Annotated in this window: 17 protein-coding genes; 12 read left to right on the forward strand and 5 right to left on the reverse strand. The window is 62.3% G+C overall.

All coding sequences use genetic code 11. From position 1 onward, the window contains the following. Nucleotides 1-63: 63 nt before the first annotated feature. The gene (locus tag L5014_RS12070; protein ID WP_238463944.1) at nt 64-900 is read right to left on the reverse strand and encodes a TauD/TfdA dioxygenase family protein; all 837 of its coding nucleotides are present in this window, start codon (nt 898-900) and stop codon (nt 64-66) included. Between the two features lie 276 nt (nt 901-1,176). Between L5014_RS12070 and L5014_RS12075 the strand changes: the two genes are divergently transcribed. The 7 genes from L5014_RS12075 to L5014_RS39000 all read left to right on the forward strand — a co-directional run bounded on the left by L5014_RS12075 (nt 1,177) and on the right by L5014_RS39000 (nt 8,771). Continuing rightward, on the forward strand, nt 1,177-2,088 hold the full coding sequence (locus tag L5014_RS12075) for a LysR family transcriptional regulator (RefSeq protein ID WP_238463852.1): 912 nt from the start codon (nt 1,177-1,179) through the stop codon (nt 2,086-2,088). Nucleotides 2,089-2,305: 217 nt separating this feature from the next. Further along, nucleotides 2,306-3,487, forward strand: a complete 1,182-nt coding sequence (locus L5014_RS12080) for an acetyl-CoA C-acyltransferase (RefSeq protein WP_238463853.1) — start codon at nt 2,306-2,308, stop codon at nt 3,485-3,487. 13 nt (nt 3,488-3,500) lie between these two features. Then, a complete protein-coding gene (locus L5014_RS12085) occupies nt 3,501-4,709 on the forward strand; it encodes an acyl-CoA dehydrogenase family protein (protein WP_238463854.1) in 1,209 nt (402 codons plus the stop codon). Nucleotides 4,710-4,720: 11 nt separating this feature from the next. Beyond that, nucleotides 4,721-5,845 (forward strand): acyl-CoA dehydrogenase family protein, encoded by a 1,125-nt coding sequence (locus L5014_RS12090; protein ID WP_238463855.1) that lies wholly within the window; start codon nt 4,721-4,723, stop codon nt 5,843-5,845. 54 nt (nt 5,846-5,899) lie between these two features. Continuing rightward, on the forward strand, nt 5,900-7,108 hold the full coding sequence (locus tag L5014_RS12095) for a CaiB/BaiF CoA transferase family protein (protein WP_238463856.1): 1,209 nt from the start codon (nt 5,900-5,902) through the stop codon (nt 7,106-7,108). 76 nt (nt 7,109-7,184) lie between these two features. Continuing rightward, nucleotides 7,185-8,486 carry an MFS transporter gene (locus tag L5014_RS12100; protein WP_420800058.1) on the forward strand — a complete coding sequence of 434 codons (1,302 nt, stop codon included), beginning with the start codon at nt 7,185-7,187 and terminating at the stop codon, nt 8,484-8,486. A 48-nt stretch (nt 8,487-8,534) separates the two neighbouring features. Beyond that, nucleotides 8,535-8,771, forward strand: a complete 237-nt coding sequence (locus tag L5014_RS39000; RefSeq protein ID WP_420800057.1) for a hypothetical protein — start codon at nt 8,535-8,537, stop codon at nt 8,769-8,771. 32 nt (nt 8,772-8,803) lie between these two features. Here the strand turns inward: L5014_RS39000 and L5014_RS12110 are convergent, their stop codons facing one another. The 3 genes from L5014_RS12110 to L5014_RS12120 all read right to left on the reverse strand — a co-directional run bounded on the left by L5014_RS12110 (nt 8,804) and on the right by L5014_RS12120 (nt 11,938). Next, nucleotides 8,804-9,709 carry a LysR family transcriptional regulator gene (locus L5014_RS12110; RefSeq protein WP_238463858.1) on the reverse strand — a complete coding sequence of 302 codons (906 nt, stop codon included), beginning with the start codon at nt 9,707-9,709 and terminating at the stop codon, nt 8,804-8,806. Between the two features lie 127 nt (nt 9,710-9,836). Further along, on the reverse strand, nt 9,837-10,817 hold the full coding sequence (locus L5014_RS12115) for a quinone oxidoreductase family protein (RefSeq protein WP_238463859.1): 981 nt from the start codon (nt 10,815-10,817) through the stop codon (nt 9,837-9,839). Nucleotides 10,818-10,879: 62 nt separating this feature from the next. Continuing rightward, a complete protein-coding gene (locus L5014_RS12120) occupies nt 10,880-11,938 on the reverse strand; it encodes a beta-keto acid cleavage family enzyme (protein WP_238463860.1) in 1,059 nt (352 codons plus the stop codon). Nucleotides 11,939-12,217: 279 nt separating this feature from the next. Between L5014_RS12120 and L5014_RS12125 the strand changes: the two genes are divergently transcribed. The 4 genes from L5014_RS12125 to L5014_RS12140 all read left to right on the forward strand — a co-directional run bounded on the left by L5014_RS12125 (nt 12,218) and on the right by L5014_RS12140 (nt 17,108). Beyond that, nucleotides 12,218-13,339, forward strand: a complete 1,122-nt coding sequence (locus L5014_RS12125; protein ID WP_238463861.1) for a porin — start codon at nt 12,218-12,220, stop codon at nt 13,337-13,339. Nucleotides 13,340-13,454: 115 nt separating this feature from the next. Then, the gene (locus L5014_RS12130) at nt 13,455-14,300 is read left to right on the forward strand and encodes a TauD/TfdA dioxygenase family protein (protein ID WP_274389346.1); all 846 of its coding nucleotides are present in this window, start codon (nt 13,455-13,457) and stop codon (nt 14,298-14,300) included. A gap of 89 nt (nt 14,301-14,389) precedes the next feature. After that, nucleotides 14,390-15,709, forward strand: a complete 1,320-nt coding sequence (locus L5014_RS12135) for an MFS transporter (protein WP_238463862.1) — start codon at nt 14,390-14,392, stop codon at nt 15,707-15,709. 34 nt (nt 15,710-15,743) lie between these two features. After that, complete coding sequence (locus tag L5014_RS12140) at nt 15,744-17,108, forward strand: MFS transporter (protein WP_238463863.1); 1,365 nt, start codon at nt 15,744-15,746, stop codon at nt 17,106-17,108. A gap of 52 nt (nt 17,109-17,160) precedes the next feature. Here the strand turns inward: L5014_RS12140 and L5014_RS12145 are convergent, their stop codons facing one another. Further along, nucleotides 17,161-17,898, reverse strand: coding sequence for a GntR family transcriptional regulator (locus L5014_RS12145; RefSeq protein ID WP_238463864.1), 738 nt, complete (start codon nt 17,896-17,898; stop codon nt 17,161-17,163). A 497-nt stretch (nt 17,899-18,395) separates the two neighbouring features. On the opposite strand from L5014_RS12145, the gene L5014_RS12150 reads away from it, so the two are divergent. After that, on the forward strand, nt 18,396-18,998 hold the full coding sequence (locus tag L5014_RS12150; RefSeq protein WP_238463865.1) for a zinc ribbon domain-containing protein: 603 nt from the start codon (nt 18,396-18,398) through the stop codon (nt 18,996-18,998). Nucleotides 18,999-19,115: the final 117 nt, after the last annotated feature.

The following is a 19,115-nucleotide window of genomic DNA, read 5'->3' on the forward strand; positions in this document are numbered from 1 at the left end:
AAAAAGCGAACGAACCACGAAAACACATGAACCCCGAAATAAAAGCCCCACGCAATGCGCGCCCTATCGATCCCCCGAGATAGTCGCACGCTCCATCCGGCGCGGCGCGGGCCAATAATCACTCACCGCGTAATGCTGCGTCGCGATGTTATCCCAGATCGCGACGCTGCCCGGTTCCCATTTAAAGCGCACCTGGTATTCGGGAATCGCGGCCTGGCTAATCAGGTAGTTCAACAGCAGGCTCGCGCCCGGCGTCTTGTCCTGGCCGAAGCGCACATTCTCTGGCGTATGGTAGTTGATGAAATGCGTCGAGAACGGCCCCACGTAGAGGATTTTCTCGCCCGTCTCCGGGTGCGTCCGCACCACCGGGTGATCGACCAGCGGATACTTGCGCACCAGCTCTTCACGCTCCTCGGTCGTCATGACCGCGCCAAACGAATGCTCGATCCCGTGCTTGGCGCGCAAGCCCTCAATCTTCTGCTTGATGTCGTCCGGCAGGTTCTTGTACGCCTCCACCATGTTCACCCAGATGGTGTCGCCGCCCACTTCGGGGCACGAAATGCAGCGCAGCACCGCGCCCTTGGGCGGATTGGCCCGCCACGACGCATCGCTGTGATAGGTATTTTCGAAATGGTCGCGCTTCTCGCTCTTGTAGATCTCGATCAGGCCCGGGTAGCCCGGCACCGTGTTCGCCACGGGGTGGTCTTCCAGATCACCGAAGCGGCTCGCGAACGCCACATGGTCGGCGCGCGTAATATCCTGGTCGCGGAAAAACAGCACCCGATGCTTCAACAGCAGCGTTTTGATTTCGGCAAACAAGGCATCGTCTTTCGCCACGTCGGCGATACTCACGTCCCTGAGCTCGGCACCAATCGAGCAGGTGAGGAGTTTGATCTTCATGGTGACAGTTCCACGGATATTGAGGGTTGCACGCATCGGCGCGATTCCCGGTTTCCCGAGGGCGGAATCGTCCCGATGCGTTAGCGCCAACTATTGGCCTGCTTCCGATTGTCGGCACTATGGCGGCGACGCGCTTGACCGAACGCGCCACAATTTGACGAACGCGCACATCGTTATGGTGGAGGCGTCGGGCGCGTAAGATGTCGCGCTGTGACCCAGATAACAGCGCGAACAGCGCGAACAACAGCGCGGATAACAAAGCCCGCATACCTAGCCATGGACCTGAACCTGATCGGCCTGTTCGTCGAGATCGTGGAAGCGCGCAGCCTCAGCGCCGCCGCGCGCAAGCTCGGCATGACGCGCGCGAATGTGAGCCAGCGGCTGAAATTGCTGGAACGCGAGACCGGCGCCCAACTGTTGCGCCGCTCGACGCGCAGCTTCGAGCTGACGCAGGCCGGGCTCGCGCTCTATGACTGCGGCCAGCGCATCATGGAAGAGGTGAGCACGGCCCGCGCGTCGATCGACAGCCTCGGCCAGACTCTGCGCGGCCGTGTGCGGATCAGCGTGCCGACCGGTTTCGGGCGGTTGTTCGCTGGCGCGAAACTGCTCGAATTCGCGCGGGCGAATCCGGGCATCGCGCTCACCGTCACGTTCAACAACTGGATCGAAGACCTGATCGCCGGCGAAGTGGATGTCGCGCTCAGGATTACCTCGACGCCGCCGCTCGACTGCGTCGCGCGCAAGATCTGCTCGTTCGACTGGAGCCTGTGCGCGTCGGCCGATTATCTGCGCGAGCACGGCCCGATCGAGTGTCCCGCCGACCTCGAAAAGCACGCGCTCATCTGCGCGCCCTATAGCGGCCGGCGCGTACCGATCGACCTCCTGCACCGCGAGAATGCCGCGGACGCCCACACGATCACGGTCCCGCCCGCGCTGGAATCGTCCGACTATCCATTCCTCGCGGAGGCGGTGCGCGAGGGTATGGGGATAGGTGTGCTGCCAGACTATGTGATCCACCTCCAGCCAAAGCGGGATTTGCTGCCGGTTCTGCCGGCATATCGCGTCGTGGGCCGGCAAAGCACGGTGTATATCGTCACGCTGCCCAACCGCTATCCGTCGCCTGCCACGCAAGCGCTGATCGACTTCCTGCACGACAAAGTTCTCGAACTCGCCCAGACCTGGGCCTGACGCACTCGCGCGCCGGCTGCGTGCCATTGTGCCCCGCGCCGTTGGACTGTCAACTCTCTGTTAACAGTCCGTCAATCCGTACTGTGATTGTCAAGAAATAATCGTCGCTCGACAATGTGCTGAACGATGGATCAGTACATGGAGACGCGCGAACGTTGCACGCCTCGATTACATCGCCTGATCTCTCCACCTCGATTTTCATTCAGGATCACTGACCATGCGCGAAGCCGTCATCGTCTCCACCGCACGCACGCCGCTGACCAAGGCGCATCGCGGCGAATTCAACATCACGCCCGGTCCGGCACTCGCTTCGTTCGCGGTGCGCGCCGCCGTGGAGCGCTCGGGCATCGATCCCGAATCGATCGAGGACGCTGTCCTCGGATGCGGCTACCCCGAAGGCATCACCGGCCGCAACATCGCGCGTCAGGCCGTGGTCCGGGCCGGCTTGCCGCTCTCGATTGCCGGCACGACCGTCAACCGTTTCTGCGCATCGGGTCTACAGGCGATTGCGATTGCCGCGGGCCGCATCGTCGTCGATGGTGCACCGGCCATGATCGCGGGCGGCGTCGAAAGCATCTCCGGCATCCGCCGCGATCAGCATCGCGCGAGCGATCTCGACCCGTGGCTCGTCGAGCACAAGCCGGCGCTCTACATGGAAATGATCGATACCGCCGATATCGTCGCGCAGCGCTATGGAATCAGCCGCGAGGCGCAGGACCGCTTTTCGGTGGCGAGCCAGAACAAGACCGAAGCGGCGCAGCGCGCGGGCCGCTTCGCCGACGAGATCGTGCCGGTCACCACGACGATGGCCGTCACCGGCAAGGAATCCGGCGAGGTGAGCCAGCGCGAAGTCACGATCGACGTCGACACCTGCAACCGCCGCGGCACCACCTATGAAGCGCTCGCGAAGCTGGTCGCCGTCAAGGGGCCGGAGAAGTTCGTCACGGCGGGCAATGCATCGCAGCTTTCGGACGGTGCTTCGGCGTGCGTAATGATGGAAGCGAAGGAAGCCGCGCGCCGCAACCTCGCGCCGCTCGGCGCATTCCGTGGTCTAGCGATGGCGGGCTGCGAGCCCGATGAGATGGGCATCGGCCCCGTGTTCGCGGTGCCGAAGCTGCTCGCGCGCCACGGCCTCACGATGAACGACATCGGCCTCTGGGAACTCAACGAGGCCTTCGCCTCGCAGGCTATCTACTGCCAGCAGCGCCTGGGCATTCCCGAGGAACGGCTGAACGTGAACGGCGGCGCGATCTCCGTGGGGCATCCGTTCGGCATGACCGGCGCGCGCCTCGCGGGGCACGTGCTGCTCGAAGGCCGCCGCCGGGGTGCGAAATACGCGGTCGTCACGATGTGCATTTCCGGCGGCATGGGTGCGGCCGCCTTGTTCGAAATCTACTGAAAGAAGCCCGGTCATGGACTTGAACTTTACCCCTGAAGAGGAAGCCTTTCGCGCGCAAGTGCGGCGCTTCCTGAGCGAAAAACTGCCGCAACGGCTCGCGGACAAGGTTCGCGACGGCAAGCGCCTGACGCGCGACGACCTGAACGAATGGCATGCGATCCTCAATGCCGAGGGCTGGCTCGCCAATCATTGGCCGAAGGAGCATGGCGGCCCGGGCTGGAGCGCAGTGCAGAAGTTCATCTTCGAGAATGAGTGCGCGCTTGCCGGTGCGCCGCGCGTCGTGCCGTTCGGCGTGAACATGCTGGGTCCGGTGCTGATCAAGTATGGCAGCGAGGCGCAGCAGCGCTACTGGCTGCCGCGCATTCTCGACGGCTCGGACTGGTGGTGCCAGGGCTACTCGGAGCCGGGCTCGGGGTCCGATCTCGCTTCGCTGCGGACCACCGCCGTGCGCGGCACCGATGCGGATGGCGATCACTACATCGTCAACGGGCAGAAGACCTGGACCACGCTCGGCCAGCACGCGAACATGATCTTCTGTCTCGTGCGCACGGCGAGCGGCGTGCGCAAGCAAGAGGGCATCAGCTTCCTGCTCGTCGACATGAACGCGCCCGGCGTGGAAGTGCGCCCGATCATCACGCTCGATGGCGAGCACGAGGTCAACGAGGTGTTCTTCACCGATGTGCGCGTGCCGGCGCAGAACCTCGTCGGCGAGGAGAGCAAGGGCTGGACCTATGCGAAGTATCTGCTGACCTACGAGCGCACGAATATCGCCGGCGTCGGTTATTCCGTAGCTGCGCTGGAGCGCCTGAAGGCGGTCGCGGCGAAGGTGGCCCGCAACGGCCGTCCGCTTGCCGAGAACCCCATGTTCGCCGCGCGCATCGCTCGCGTCGAAATCGATCTCGAGAACATGAAGACCACGAATCTGCGCGTGATCGCGGCAGTGGCGGGCGGCGGCGTGCCGGGCGCGGAAAGCTCGATGCTCAAGATCCGCGGCACGGAGATCCGCCAGGAAATCCTCTCGCTGACGCGCCGCGCGATGGGGCCGTATGCGCTGCCGTTCGTGGAGGAGGCGCTGCACGACGGCTACGACGCGCCGCCGCTCGGCCCGGATGGTGCCGCGAGCGCCGCCGCGTCGTACTTCAACAATCGCAAGCTGTCGATCTTCGGCGGCTCCAACGAAATCCAGAAGAACATCATCTCGAAGATGATCCTCGGGCTGTAAAGGGGCACGCCATGAATTTCCAGCACACCGAAGACCGCCGCATACTGGCGGACACGCTGAACCGCTTCGTCAGCGAGCAGTACGGCTTCGAAACGCGCGACAGGATTGCGCACTCGGCAGAGGGTTTCAGCGAGGACCTGTGGGCACGATTCGCCGAACTCGGCATCGTCGGCGCGCTGTTCGACGAGGCGCACGGCGGGTTCGACGGCGACGGCTTCGCGATTGCCGTCGTGTTCGAGCAGCTTGGCCGTGGGCTCGTGGTCGAACCGTTTCTCGATGCGTTGATGGTCGGCCAGATCGTTGCCCGCGCATCCAATGCGGCACAACAGGCGTTGTTGGCCGATGTCGTGAGCGGCGCGAAGATTGTCGCGCTCGCCCATGGCGAACCGTACAGCCGCTATGAATCGTCACGCGTGGCGACGCGCGCCGTGCGCGAAGCGGACGGCTGGCGCCTGAACGGCGCCAAGGCCGTCGTGCAGCACGGCGAGCATGCGCAAGTGCTGCTGGTGTCCGCGCGCACCGCCGGCACTGAAGATGCCGAGGACGGCATTTTGCTGTTCCTCGTGCCGCGCGACGCAGCCGGCGTCCAGGTGCGCGGCTACGGCAAGATCGACGGCGGGCGCGCCGCCGAAGTCTCGTTCGACGATGTGCGGCTCGACGCAGCGGCGTTGCTGGGCGGCGAAGGCGAAGGGTATGCGGCGCTCGAGTACGGGATCGGCTGTGGCGTGCTCGCGCTGTGCGCGGAAGCGCTCGGCGCGATGGACGTGGCGAAGGATCACACGCTCGAGTACCTGCGCACGCGCAAGCAGTTTGGCGTCCCGATCGGCAGCTTCCAGGCATTGCAGCACCGCATGGCGGATCTGCTGCTCGAAATCGAGCAGGCGCGCTCGGCGGTCATCAACGCGGCGGCCGCGTTGCATGGCGAACGCGTGACGCGCGAGCGTGCGTTGTCGGCGGCGAAGTACAGCATTGGCCGCATCGGCGCGCGCGTGGCCGAGGAGTGTATTCAATTGCACGGCGGCATCGGCATGACGTGGGAACTGCCGCTCGCGCATTACGCGAAGCGCCTCGTGATGATCGACCATCAACTCGGCGACGAAGACCATCATCTCGCGCGCTATATCGCGCTTGCCTGAGCACTCGCGCGGCACGGCATTGCTGCCCTGAACCCTGACTTATCCGGACTCGTCATGTCGACTCTGAATTCTTCGTTGCCGCTCGCGGGCGTGCGCGTTCTCGATCTCTCCCGCGTGCTCGCGGGCCCCTGGTGCGCGACGGTGCTGGGCGATCTCGGTGCGGAAGTCATCAAGGTCGAACACCCGCGTCGCGGCGACGACACGCGCGACTGGGGAATGCGGGTCGGCTCGACGCAGACGTCCTATTTCAACAGTGCGAACCGCAACAAGCGCTCGGTGACGGTCGATCTGCAAACGGCCGAGGGCCAGCAGATCGTGCGCGAACTCGCGCGGCAAAGCGACGTCGTGATCCAGAACTTCAAGTTCGGCGGCGTGGAAAAAATGGGCCTCGGTTATGAGCAACTGAAGCAGGTTCGCGAGGACCTGGTCTACTGCTCGATCTCCGGTTACGACCGCACGGGGCCGGAGGCCACGCGCCCCGGCTACGACCTCGTGGTGCAGGGCGAGGCCGGGCTGATGGCGCTGAACGGCGAGGCCAGTCAGCCGCCGCTGAAGTTCGGTGTGGCCGCCGTCGACCTCTTCACCGGCATGTACTCGGCACAAGCCATTCTCGCGGCGCTGTTCGAACGCCAGAAGACCGGCAAGGGGCGCCACATCGAGATGGCGTTGTTCGATTGCGGCCTGATGATCACGTCGTACTACGGGCTCGAAGCGCTGATGAAGGGTGAAGATCCGCGGCGCTTCGGCAACGCCCATCCGTCGATCGTGCCGTATGGCGTGTTCAACGCGGAAGACGGACCGCTCGTCATCACGGTGGGCAACAATGGGCAGTACGAACGTTTCTGCCGCGAGGTGATCGATCGTCCCGATCTCGCTGACGACGATCGCTTCAGGACGAATATCGGCCGTGCGGAAAACCGCGACGTGCTGCTGCCTGAAATCGATCGCGAGCTGGGCCGGCGTAAGCGCCAGGACTTGCTGGAGCGGCTGAGGGAGGCCGGGATTCCGTGCGGCGAAGTGCTCGGGGTTCATGAGGCGCTCACGTCGAAGCGGGCCGTCGATGCGGGGCTCGTGGCGACGCACGAGCATCCGGAGTGCGGTAGTGCGAACGTGCTGGCGCCGCCGTATCGGCTCGATGGCGTGCGCCCGCCGGTGCGGCGTGCGCCGCCGCAGCTTGGTGAAGGCACGGCGGATGTGCTGCATGCGTTGCTCGGGTTCTCCGATGAGCGGATCGCGAAGCTGAAGGCGGATGGCGTCGTTTGACGAAGAGATTGAAGAGATCGAAGAGATCGAAGAAACCAGAGCGAGCCACGAGAACAACGAGACGAAGGAGACACGAATGAGGATGCACGAAATTGACGACAGGCAGACGACAACCCCTGCCCATCGAGAGAAGCTGCCGGTGTATCCGTGGATCGTATTCGCATTGACCTTGGGCCTGGTCATGTCCGACTACATGTCGAGGCAGGTGCTCACAGCCGTGTTCCCGCTGATCAAGGCAGCATGGCACTTGTCGGACACGCAGCTCGGTTCGCTCAATAGCGTCGTGGCGCTGCTTGTGGGCACGCTGACGCTTCCCTTGTCGCTACTGGCTGCGCGCTGGGGGCACGTCAAGAGCATCGCCGTGATGGCGGCCCTGTGGAGCCTCGCCACGCTGGGCTGCGCCGTTTCCACCCACTACGGCGAGATGCTCGTCGCCCGCGCGCTGGTCGGCCTCGGCGAGGCCGCTTATGGCGCGGTGGCGCCCGCGCTGTTGCTGAGCGTGTTTCCCGTCTCCATGCGCGCCAGTCTCTTCGCGGCCTTTACGGCGGGCGCGTCGTTCGGCTCGGTGCTCGGCATGGCGTTCGGCGGCATGATCGCGGTCCATCTGGGATGGCCCTGGTCGTTCGCGTCGATGGGGATCTTCGGACTCCTGCTGGTCATCGTGTTTCGTGTCGTCGTGACGGAAAAGCGGGTGTCGCGTTATCAGCCGGGCAAAGTGGAGGGTGCGCCCGCCGCGCCCGGCGCGCGGGCGACCTTGCGCAGCCTGATGAGCGGCCTCGCTTCGTCCAGGTCGCTGGTTTGCGCGTATCTCGGCAGCGGGCTGCAACTGTTCTGCACGGCGTCGCTGTGGGCCTGGATGCCAAGCTATCTGAACCGCTACTACGGGATGGCAACCGGCCGCGCGGCGCTCACGGCGGCCGCATTCGTGATGCTCTCGGGCGTCGGCATGATCACGTGCGGCCTGATTGCCGACAGGATCAGCAAAACGCGGCCGGTGCGGAAATGGGATGCGGCGTTCCTCTATTGCCTGACGGTATTTGCGCTGCTGGCGATTGCGTTCCGTCTCGCACCGGGTGTGTGGCAACTCGTGCTGATTGGCGTGGCGATGTTCATCACCTCGGGAACCAATGGCCCGGGCGGCGCCATGGTGGCGAATCTCACGCCGCGCGCCATCCACGCATCGGCGTTCGCGCTGCTGGCGATTACCTACAACCTGCTCGGCACCGCACCGGGGCCTTACTTTACCGGCTTCCTTGCGGATCGCATCGGGCTGCATGGCGCGTTGGCGTACATGCCGTTCGTCAGTCTCGTTGCGGCCACCGCATTCTTCGTCGGCAAGCGCAGCTATGCGCGCGATCTCGCGCGTATCGAGGCTTGAAGCGTAGCGAAACTCGCGCAATAAGCGTCGCGCAATGAAACTCGCGCAGTGAAGTTCGAAACTCATCGAGGAATCCTCAATATGGCAAAAGCTATTCGTTTTCATGAGATCGGCGGACCGGAAGTGCTGCGGCTGGAAACCGTCGATGTCGGCGAGCCCGGCCCCGGCCAGGCCCGCGTGCGGCATGCATATGTCGCCGTCAACTTCATCGACATCCAGGCCGCCGACGCGCATCGCGCGCTCGAATCGCGCAAGACCATCGGTTCGACGGTGCTGGTGCCCTAAAGCGGCGCGCGCTCGACTAACGCGGCACACGCTCAAGCCGATGCCTGGCCTGAGCGCGCGAGTGATGCGCTCACGAAAGCGCGCACGGCGGGAGAGAGCTCCCGCCGCCTGCTTGCCAGGGCGAGGTGGACGGGAAACTCGAAATCCGCGATGGGCTTGTAGCACAGGCCGGGTTGCGTGAAATGCGACATCGACTCGGGCACCACGGCGACGCCATAGCCGGCGGACGCCAGACTGAGCCCGGAGATGAAGTCCCGCACGCGATAGTCGAGAAAGGCCGAGAAACCTCCGGCGGCGCCCAGCGCGGAGAGCACCTCGCCGAATCCTTCGTCGTCGTCGAATTGAGGCGAAATAAAGCTCTGGTCCTTCAGGTCGTGCGCAGTCAGCTTGCGACGCGTCGCCAGCGGATGCATGTCGGCCATCGCGACCATGAGGCGCTCGGTATGGACGATCGTAGCCACGATGCCGGGCGGATATTGGCGCCTCGGCCGCACGATGCCGATATCGATTTCGCCGCCGTCCAGCGCTTCGAACTGGCGTGGCGTTTCCATCGGCACGACGTCGATGCGCACGTTCGGATGCGACAGGCGAAAATCGCGCAGCAGCGCGGAGAGCGCGCCGCTGGACACGCCCGACGCGACGTAGCCGATCCGCACGATGCCCGCCATGCCGCGGGCCGCGAGCCGGCCGATCTGGTCCGCGCGTTCGATATGCCGCAATGCCGCCACGGCTTCGGCATGGAAGAGCCGCCCCGCATCGGTGAGCGTGACTGGCTGGCGCTTGTTGCGGTTCAGCAGGCGCACGCCGAGTTCCTGTTCGAGGCGCTGAATCTGCGCGCTCAGCGCCGACTGGGCGATATCCAGGCGATCCGCCGCGCGCGCGAAATGCAATTCCTCGACCACGGCGGTGAAGTATCTGAGCTGGCGAGTGTCGATCATTTAATCGGAGACGATGCGTAAAGATTCGTTATCACTGTCTCCGATGCTATCAAAAACGCAGCTGCCAAAAAAGCGGCTGACGAGCCGCTTTCGTGGTTTCCAGAAACGGTTCCGGAAACCAGCACACTCAAATCACGAAAATCGAGGAGCCCGTGGTTTTTCGCGCCTCCAGGTCCCGGTGTGCCTGCACCGCGTCCTGCAACGCATAGCGCTGATTGATCTCGATGCGGATGCGGCCGGCCGCGACGTGGCCGAACAATTCGTCGACCAGTTCCGCCTTTTCGTGCGGATCGGCGATGTAGTCGGCAAGTCCGGGGCGAGTCACGTACAGCGAGCCCTTACGAGCCAGGATTTGCGGATCGAACGGCGGGATCTTGCCGGACGCGGTGCCGACGCAGACCAGCAGGCCGCGGCGTTTGAGCGAGTCCAGCGACGACATGAAAGTGTCTTTGCCCACGCTGTCGAAGACCACCGACACGCCCACTCCGCCGGTCAATTCCCGCACGCGTTCGGCCACATCCTCATGGCTGTAGTTGATCGTGTGATCGCAGCCGTGCGCGCGTGCGACCGCGGCCTTGGCGTCGGTCGAAACCGTGCCGATCACCGTCAGCCCCAGCAACTTGGCCCACTGCGAAACGATCAGGCCAACGCCGCCTGCCGCTGCATGCAGCAGCACGGTGTCGCCCGCCTTGAACGGGTAGATTCGGCGCACCAGATACGCGGCGGACAGGCCACGCATGGTCATGGCCGCCGCTACGTCGCAACGGATCGCCTCGGGCAACTTGATCAACAGCGCGGCCGAAATCAGCCGCTCGGTGCTGTAGGCGCCCAGCGTGTTGATGAAGCCCGTGTAGGTCACACGGTCGCCAACCGCCAGATGCGTCACGCCCGCACCGATGGCCTCGACCACGCCGGCAGCCTCGTTGCCGAGGCCGGCAGGCAGCGCAACCGTGTAAGTACCGCCACGGAAGTACGTGTCGGCAAAGTTAAGACCCACTGCCACGTGGCGCACGCGCACCTCGCCCGGTCCCGGCTCGCCAATCTCGACATCCTCGAAGCGAAGGACCTCGGGGCCACCGGTTTCGTAGAACTTAACGACTTTCGCCATGTTCTCTCCTGTCATGTATCGACTGCCGCAGTCTGCCTGCGGCTCGTTAGCGATCCGAATCTTCAGCCGGGCTTGCGCAGGAATCCCTGGTCGCCACCGTTGCGATTGGGCGCGAAGCCATTGGCCTGAAGCGTTTCTTCCGCCGTGTCGTAGAAGACCCCGATCTTCATGATCTCTCGTGCCTGTTTCGCAGTCGCGATGGGGCGGCCAAATTCGCCGGCGATACGCACCAACTGCTTGATCTGCTCGACGGAGCTCATCTTGCCCGTGCGGGTCTGGTTCCAGAGCACATCTTCGATGCCGCAGCGCACATGAAGGCCCAAGGCGATGCCGATCATATTCACGGGCAGCACATTGAGCACCGAGCTTTCCACCGTGACCACCGCGCCGTCCGGCACCGCGCGCAGCATGTTGGCGAGGTTGTAGATATTGGCCTGATCCATGCCGCCGCTGATCGCCACCCAGTTCATCACCAGCGGCCCCTTGTAGACGCCGCGCCGAATCATCCGCTCGATCGTTTCAAAGCTGTTGATGTTGTAGACCTGAAATTCGCTCTGGATTCCGGCGGCCGTCAGTCGTCGAATGTGCTCCTCGGCCCAGCTGGGATTCGAGGGAACAATCATGTCCCTGTAGGTCGCGTAGAGATTCGGGAATCCGCGCGAAACGCCCTTGAAGTCGTCCACCCCGGCGTGCTCCGTCACATTCATCTGCGTTGTGTTGACGGTCACCGTCACCTGGTCGGGCTTCGGATCGAGTTCGGCCAGCATGTGCCGCGTGTCGTCGCTGAGCCATTTGGCGGCTTCGCCCTCGGATTCAGGCGCGAAGCTGATGGAGCCGCCCACCTGAATGACCATTTCCGGCACGCGCTCGCGCACGCCGGCGATCAGCTCATTGAACATCGACAGGCGCTTGCTGCCCTTGCCATCGGCTTCGCGCACATGCAGATGCAGCACGGTGGCGCCGGCTTCATAGCAATCCACCGCCTTCTGGATCTGCTCCTCCATGGTGACGGGAATATCTTCCGGGAAGTCCGAGGGAATCCAGCCCGGCGCATACGGTGCGGCGGTGATGATCAGAGGCTGCTGGTTCTCGGGATACAGGTGGCCGTCAAGGAAGTTCATGGTGAGGGGTCTCCGGGTTGAGCACTGTGGTTCGGAGTGTATTCCTTGATACAAATAATGTCGACATAAATATGATTGGGCGTCTTTCGTATCCCGGGGCAGGTGCGGACCTGACGCGAAGCCGCATCCATTCCCTCTGCGCGTTCGACTCAGTATAAACATTAATGTCGACATCAAATATTTTGATGGATGATCGACATCCTCAGCGTTCGGTGAGCAGGCCAGGCCGTTGCACGGATCTGGGATTCGCGTGGAAACATAAAGAGCAGAGGAGACTCAATGAAACTGAAGTGGAGCGGCGTAGCGGTGCTCGTGGTATTGGCCAGCGCGGCGCATGCGCAGTCGTCGGTCACGTTGTACGGCGCGATCGACTCGGGCGTTTTCTATCAGAGCACGGCTGCGTCGTCGTTCGCACCGAACGCCCGCAACAATGGGCATGTATTTGGCGTCAAGGACGGCAGTATTTATGGGAGCTTCTGGGGCATCAAGGGGAGCGAAGACATCGGTGGCGGCTATAAGGTCAACTTCAGATTGCAGGGCGTGTTCAACAGCAGCAACGGCAAGCTCGGACTGGCCGATACGACAGGCGGCACGGCGGTATTCAACCAGCAGGCGACGATCGGCCTCTCCGGACCGTTCGGCACATTCGACGCCGGACGCCAATACACGCCAATGATCTATGCGATGGCCGATACCGATGTTCGCGCCGCGGAGTACTTCGGCAGCGTCCTCGGCGCATGGCTCGGGATGAACCAGGCTGCCGGCTGGCCTGGAACGAACACCAATGTGCCGATTGGCGCGCTGTACGACAGCAACGCGCTTGTCTACCAGTCGCCGAAGCTCTACGGCGCGTCGGTCGCGCTCGAGTACGCGCCCGGGGGTGTTCCGGGCCAGATGCAGGGCGGCACGCGCGAATCGGCGGTGCTCAAGTATTCGAACTACGGTCTCAATCTGTCCGCCGTCTACTACAACGCTCACGACACGAACCTCGCGGCAGCCGCGCCGACCGGGCTCGACAACAACCGTCTCTACTATTTCGGCGCGAAGTACACGTTCCGGGGCGTATCAGTATCGGCGTCGTACGGCATCGGCAAAAACCCGTCGAATCCAGGCCTCACGGACTACGAAATGATTTCTGGTGGCTTGGGCTATCAATTCACCCCGTTCCTCAAGGTCACGTCCGGCTTCTACTACCTGAAGGACCGCAACCACTCGGCGAACCATTCGAGCGAATACGCGGTGGGCCTGGATTACAGCTTGTCGAAGCGCACCATCGTTTCTGCGCAGGTTGGGTATGTCGCGAACCGGGGGGCCATGAACCAGACGATCATGTACGGCCAGCCCGTCGCGCCGGGCGTATCGACCACGGCCGCGATGATCGGTCTGCGTCACAGCTTCTGACGATTCGAGATTGAAACGGATAGTAGTAGTGGGGCGCGCAGACGGTGCCCGTAGGTAGCAACTGCGGCTGTGGGGAATCAGCGAAACCGCAGCCAGACGCAAGGAGATATCGTTCATGATCAAAGTAGAAAGACTGACCGCTTGCATTGGCGCCGAAGTGTCCGGTGTGAGCCTGGGGGACGCATCCCGCGATGCGTCGCTGTTCGCAGAAGTGAAAGCGCTGTTGCTCAAGCACCGCGTTCTCTTTTTCCGGGACCAGGATATTTCCCGCGAGGAACATGTCGCCTTTGCCCGCAGATTCGGGAAGCTGGAAGATCATCCGGTAGCGGGAAGCGATCCGGAGCATCCAGGCCTCGTGCGGATCTATCGCTCGGAGGAAAAAAATCCTTACGAGAATAACTACCATACCGATGGGCTTTGGCGGCCCAACCCCTCCATGGGTGCCGTGCTGCGCTGTATCGAGTGCCCGGAGGTGGGGGGCGACACCATCTGGGTCAATATGGTCGAGGCTTATAAGCAACTGCCTGAGGAAATCAAGAGGCGTATCGAGGGGCTGAGAGCGAAAAGCAGCATCGAGCACTCGTTCGGTGCGGCGATGGACCCGGACGAACGAAGAAAACTGGCGACGCAGAATCCGGAGGTGGAACACCCTGTGGTGCGCACGCACCCGGAGACTGGCGAAAAGGTGCTTTACGTCGGCAGTTTCACCACGCATTTCGTCAACTACCATACCGCCGAGAATGTGCGTTACGGTCTGGACAAGACGCCGGGAGCGAGTCTTCTGCTGAACTACCTGATCAGCCAGGCATCGATTCCGGAGTATCAGGTCCGTTTCCGATGGAAGCCCAATAGCGTTGCGGTCTGGGACAACCGGTCAACGCAGCATTACGCCGTAATGGATTATTGGCCGGCGCCGCGCAAGATGGAGCGAGCGGGAATCGAAGGCGACATGCCTTATTGAGTCGTTTATATCGGTTCCGCTCTACACCATGGTCCGAAATAAAACAGACAGCCTGCCCGATCTTTCCGCGCTCACCGGAGGAGACAAAATTGAGCCTTTATACAAGTAGCGCAGTGCCGGCCGAGCAGGCCGTGGCAACCCGTGGCGCCCGAGCCTACGCGTGGGTGGTATTCGCATTGATGTTTTGCCTCTTGTTGTCCGACTACATGTCGCGTCAGGCGCTCAATGCCTTGTTTCCGATTCTGAAAATCCAGTGGCAGCTTTCCGATACGCAACTCGGTTCGATTAGCGGTGTGGTGCCGTTGGCGGTCGGCGTGCTGACGCTTCCATTTTCCCTGATTGCCGACCGCTGGGGACGTGCCAAAAGCATTGCGCTGATGGCCGCGCTATGGAGTCTCGCCACGCTCGGATGTGCGATTGCCAATAGCTACCACGAGATGTTCCTCGCGCGTATTTTCGTTGGTGTCGGCGAAGCTGCATACGGAAGTGTCGGACTCGCCATGCTCATGAGCCTCTTTCCGGCGAATCTGCGCTCTACCATTGCCGGCGGCTTCACATCTGCCGCTGCCTTTGGATCAGTGCTCGGCGTTTCGGTTTCCGGCATCATCGCGAGCCACTTTGGCTGGCGTTGGTCAATGGCGCTGATGGCGATCTTCGGCTTTGCGCTGGTGATCATTTACTTCTTCGTCGTCACGGAGAAAAGGGTTGCCTGTGCGCGTCCAGACGCTGTCAGCGCAACCCCGGTGCATGAGCGCCTGAAACTGACACCTCGAGCGCTTGCCGCTGCCTTGTTTCCGTCCCGTTCCGTATTTTGTGCATACCTCGGCAGCGCCTTGCAGATCTTCATTCAGGGCACGCTCTTCGTGTGGCTGCCCAGTTATCTGAACCGCTACTGGGGCATGCCGGTCAGCAAGGCTGCCGTGGTGGCGGCCGGTCTCGTGCTCGTCAGCGGCTTGGGGCAATTCCTCTGTGGTGTGGTGACCGACCGGATCAGCGGAGATTCGTCGCTCAAGCGTTGGAACATGGCCATTGCTTATTGCCTCGTGCTAGGCATCTTGCTGGCGATCGCGTTCCGCTTGCCACCAGGCAATCTGCAACTCGCGCTTCTCGCACCCGCAGTGCTATTTCTTGCCAGTTCGTTCGGCACCTGTAGCGCGATTATCGCGGGGGCCACACCGCCGGCGATCCATGGCTCGGCATTTGCCACGCTTACGCTTTTCAACAATATTCTCGGCCTCGCTGCAGGTCCCTTTTTCACCGGCGTGATAGCGGACGCGGTAGGTCTTCAAGGCGCGTTGCGCTGGCTTCCGCTCGCGGCAATTCTGCCTTTCGCGGTGTACCTCATTGGCCGGCGATACCACATTGCCGAAGCACGACGCGCTGAGCGATCTTCACGTGCAACGGTTTGACCGTGCGGAATTTCATCAATCAATAGAGGCAAGCATGAACGTGCTAACCAATGGCCCCGATGGACCCGAGGGCCCCGAGGCCAGCAATAACGGCGATTACCTGACGAGCCGGCGGCAGGTCTGGTTTGCTTTTGCGATGACCTTCGCGCTGATGTTTTTCGATTTCATCGACCGCCAGATCATCGTTTCGCTATTTCCGCACATCAAGAGCGAATGGAATCTGAGCGACAAGCAACTGGGCTCGCTGGTTTCCGTCGTTTCCGTCGTGGTGGGCGTAGGGGGTCTGCCGGTTGCGCTGGTGGCGGACCGCATGGGGCGTGTAAAGAGCATCGTCGTCATGGCTATCACCTGGAGCCTGGCCACGATCTCGTGCATGTTCACGGCCAACTACAGTCAATTGTTCGTGGCGCGTGCGGTGGTTGGGGTGGGGGAAACCGGCTACGGTTCCGTAGGCGTAGCGCTTATCTCGACACTGTTTCCCAAGCGCTTGCGCAGCGCCGCGCTCGGTATCTTCTACGCTGCTCCAGCGCTGGGTTCGGTACTGGGTGTCGCGCTGGGAGGGATGATCGCGGCCAGGTGGGGCTGGAAGGCCGCGTTCGGCGTGGTCGGCGCGCCTGGGCTCGTGCTGGCATGGCTTTATCTGCTCGTGCGCGACTACAAGACCGTGGCACTGGCGCCCCACTCGAAGCAGGCGAGCCAGTCGCTGGGCGGGACGCTCAAGCACATCTTTGGCACGCTGGCCCGCACGCGCACCCTGCTGTGGGTTTGCGTTGGCGCGTCGGCTCAACTGATCACCGTGTCGGCCATGTGGTCGTGGCTGCCCAGCTATCTGAACCGTTTCCATGGCATGCCCCCGGAGGCCGCGGCCAAGGCGGCGGCGCTGGTGGTATTGGTCGGTGCGGTTAGCTGCTCGTTCTGGGGAATCGTGGTGGGGCGCCTGGCACGTCGCCAACCGCGCAACAAGCTGCCCGCGCTATCGGCGCTGTGCGTTGCCACCTCGGTGATCTTCGTGGTGGCGTTTGGCGGCGCTTACACGGCCCATATACAGTTCATGCTGATCGTTCTTGGCGGCTTTTTCATGAACTGCACCGTGGGTGTGGTTGCCGGCATCGCCATGGACGTCATTCACCCAGGCGTGCGCTCGACCGGCGCGGCCGTGCTTTCCCTGTTTCAGAACGTGTTTGGCCTGGCAGTGGGACCCGTCCTGACGGGTGTTCTATCAGACCACTGGGGTTTGCAGCACGCGCTCGCGGTTATCCCGCTGTGTAGCGTATTGGCGGCAGTGTTTTTTGTCATCGCCATGCGCCGCTACGACGCCGATGCGGCCAGGATCTCCGATGTGCAACTCGATGTGGCGCCTGCTTTCGCTGGCACCGTGAGCGCGGATACAGCGGTCTGAGTTGGAGGTATTGGGTTAAAGGAGACACCCACGCAGCCGAAGAGGGGGCCGCTCATTGCGCAGGAGCGGTTCCCGCTTTGGCACGCGGAGTCCTTGAAGCACGCGCACGCAGGCTGTCGGTGGACGTTGCGGCTATCGCGCGAACGGCAGCATCCCTCGCTTCGTCCAGACGGGAGGCTGCAAGAGAAAGCAGTAGTTCGTTATCCTGCTTGATTGCAGCCTTTTGCAATGCACGCCAGACTTTCAGCGATGCGCGAATCGATTGAGGCGAAGCCACGAATCCCAGCCGGACATAACGGAACGTCCGCAGCGAGATCGAGTGCAGGATATCGACCAGCAACCGGTTGGTGCACAGGCTGATGGTGGCGAAATTCAGCAGGAAGCTTTCCACGGCATAGGCGTCTACCGATTCGTCGGCTGCCTTGGTGAGCTTGGGTACGTATTCGGTCAGCAACGCCTCGAGCCCCGATGGATTTTCGCGTGCCACCTGCTCCAGCATCGTGATGTAAAGCACGCTGCGCACGCGGAAGATATCTCGAAGCTCCGCCTGGTCGGGCGCGGTCACGATTGCGCCGCGCCGTGCCTGAAACTCAACCAGACGATCGCGTTCGAGTATGCGCAGCGCTTCGCGCACGGGTGCGCGGCTCACATGCAGCACTTCGCTGATATCGGCTTCCAGCAGGCGTTGCCCCGATTTCATGAGGTCGAGCGTGATGACCCCGGCGAGCCGGGCCGCGATCTGCTCGGCAATCGGCACCGAAGCGGCCGCCCAGTCCTGGCCGCGCAGCACCGCCCGCTCGACTGCGAGCATCAGCGAATTCTTCGGCGTAAGGAGCGTGGAAAGATCGGGCAGGTTTTCTGTTTTATTTCGGGCCATGGTGCAGAGCGGAAACGGGATTCGTCGGATTTACCCCGTTGGCATTATAGTGCGCGGCATAGTAGTGTCGACAAAAATCCGGCCGTGCCCTGTTCGAATGCACCACCTTGCCTGCCGGCTTGAGAAGTGGGTATCGAACCAGGTACGACACTACCGCTGCTGCCGTCGTTACGCGTTGCGTGGTGTAGTCAGCGACGCGTGGCATCAGGCTTGCTAATTGCCGTTGCAGCCCATAGGCCTTCTTTCGGGGGAGCCATGCGATGCCCGGACGTTCTTGCCTTCGCTTCTACCGCGCCCGCCTTCGCCTTTGCCGGGCCTTTGTGTCGGAGGCCATCATGCTCGCCATCGCGGGCTGGATTCCTGGCAGGGGATAACCTGTTCAGAGACCGCAATAACTGAGGAATCCGGGCATGGTAAACATCAGTCTGTTGTCGCTATTGATCCGAGTTCGAGACGCTCCCGATGAAGTCGCCCGGTGTAGTGGCGACGCGCTTCGTGTAGCAGGGCGGATAGTTCATCTGGTACGGGGCGACGCGCTTGTCGGGGCGGCGGTTGACAGCGGCTGGATGACGCGAACTTTAGATAGCTGGACGTGGCTACCGGCTTTCTTGAGGGATGATATTGCCGCCTGGATTATTACGTTCTGGTTGGCGATTCTACTGGTACGGATACCGTTTTTTATCCGTGGTCTGTCTGGACGATCATCGCCCAAAAAATACGCTTTCTTCACTCTGGAAAATATCAATGGTTTTTTCGAAATCACCGCTAAAATTTTATTCTTCACAGGATTTCTGCTAACCGTCAATACAAAACACGTCATGACTGGTGTCATTTTTCTTGCTCTGGCGGGACTGTCAGCGCTTGCCATGGTTGGGCGTTCGCTTGCATTTCCCGGCAGATGCCCGGAATGCCACCGCCGTGTACGCAGGGATGCAATCAGGTGCAAGCACTGCGGCTCCAGTATCTCCAAGGGGGATACTGCACAAGCGCGTCGTAGCCGGAGCCATCCTTAAGGCCTTATCCGCGATTGTGTTGCTGCTTGCCGCCGAGCGTTGCACCTGGCGCGTCCGTTACGTGCACAAACTCACTGTGCCTCGCGCGCGCATTGGCGAGGGAAGGTAAGCAGGGCG

Source organism: Paraburkholderia tagetis, from assembly GCF_022213065.1.
Classification (GTDB): domain Bacteria; phylum Pseudomonadota; class Gammaproteobacteria; order Burkholderiales; family Burkholderiaceae; genus Paraburkholderia; species Paraburkholderia tagetis.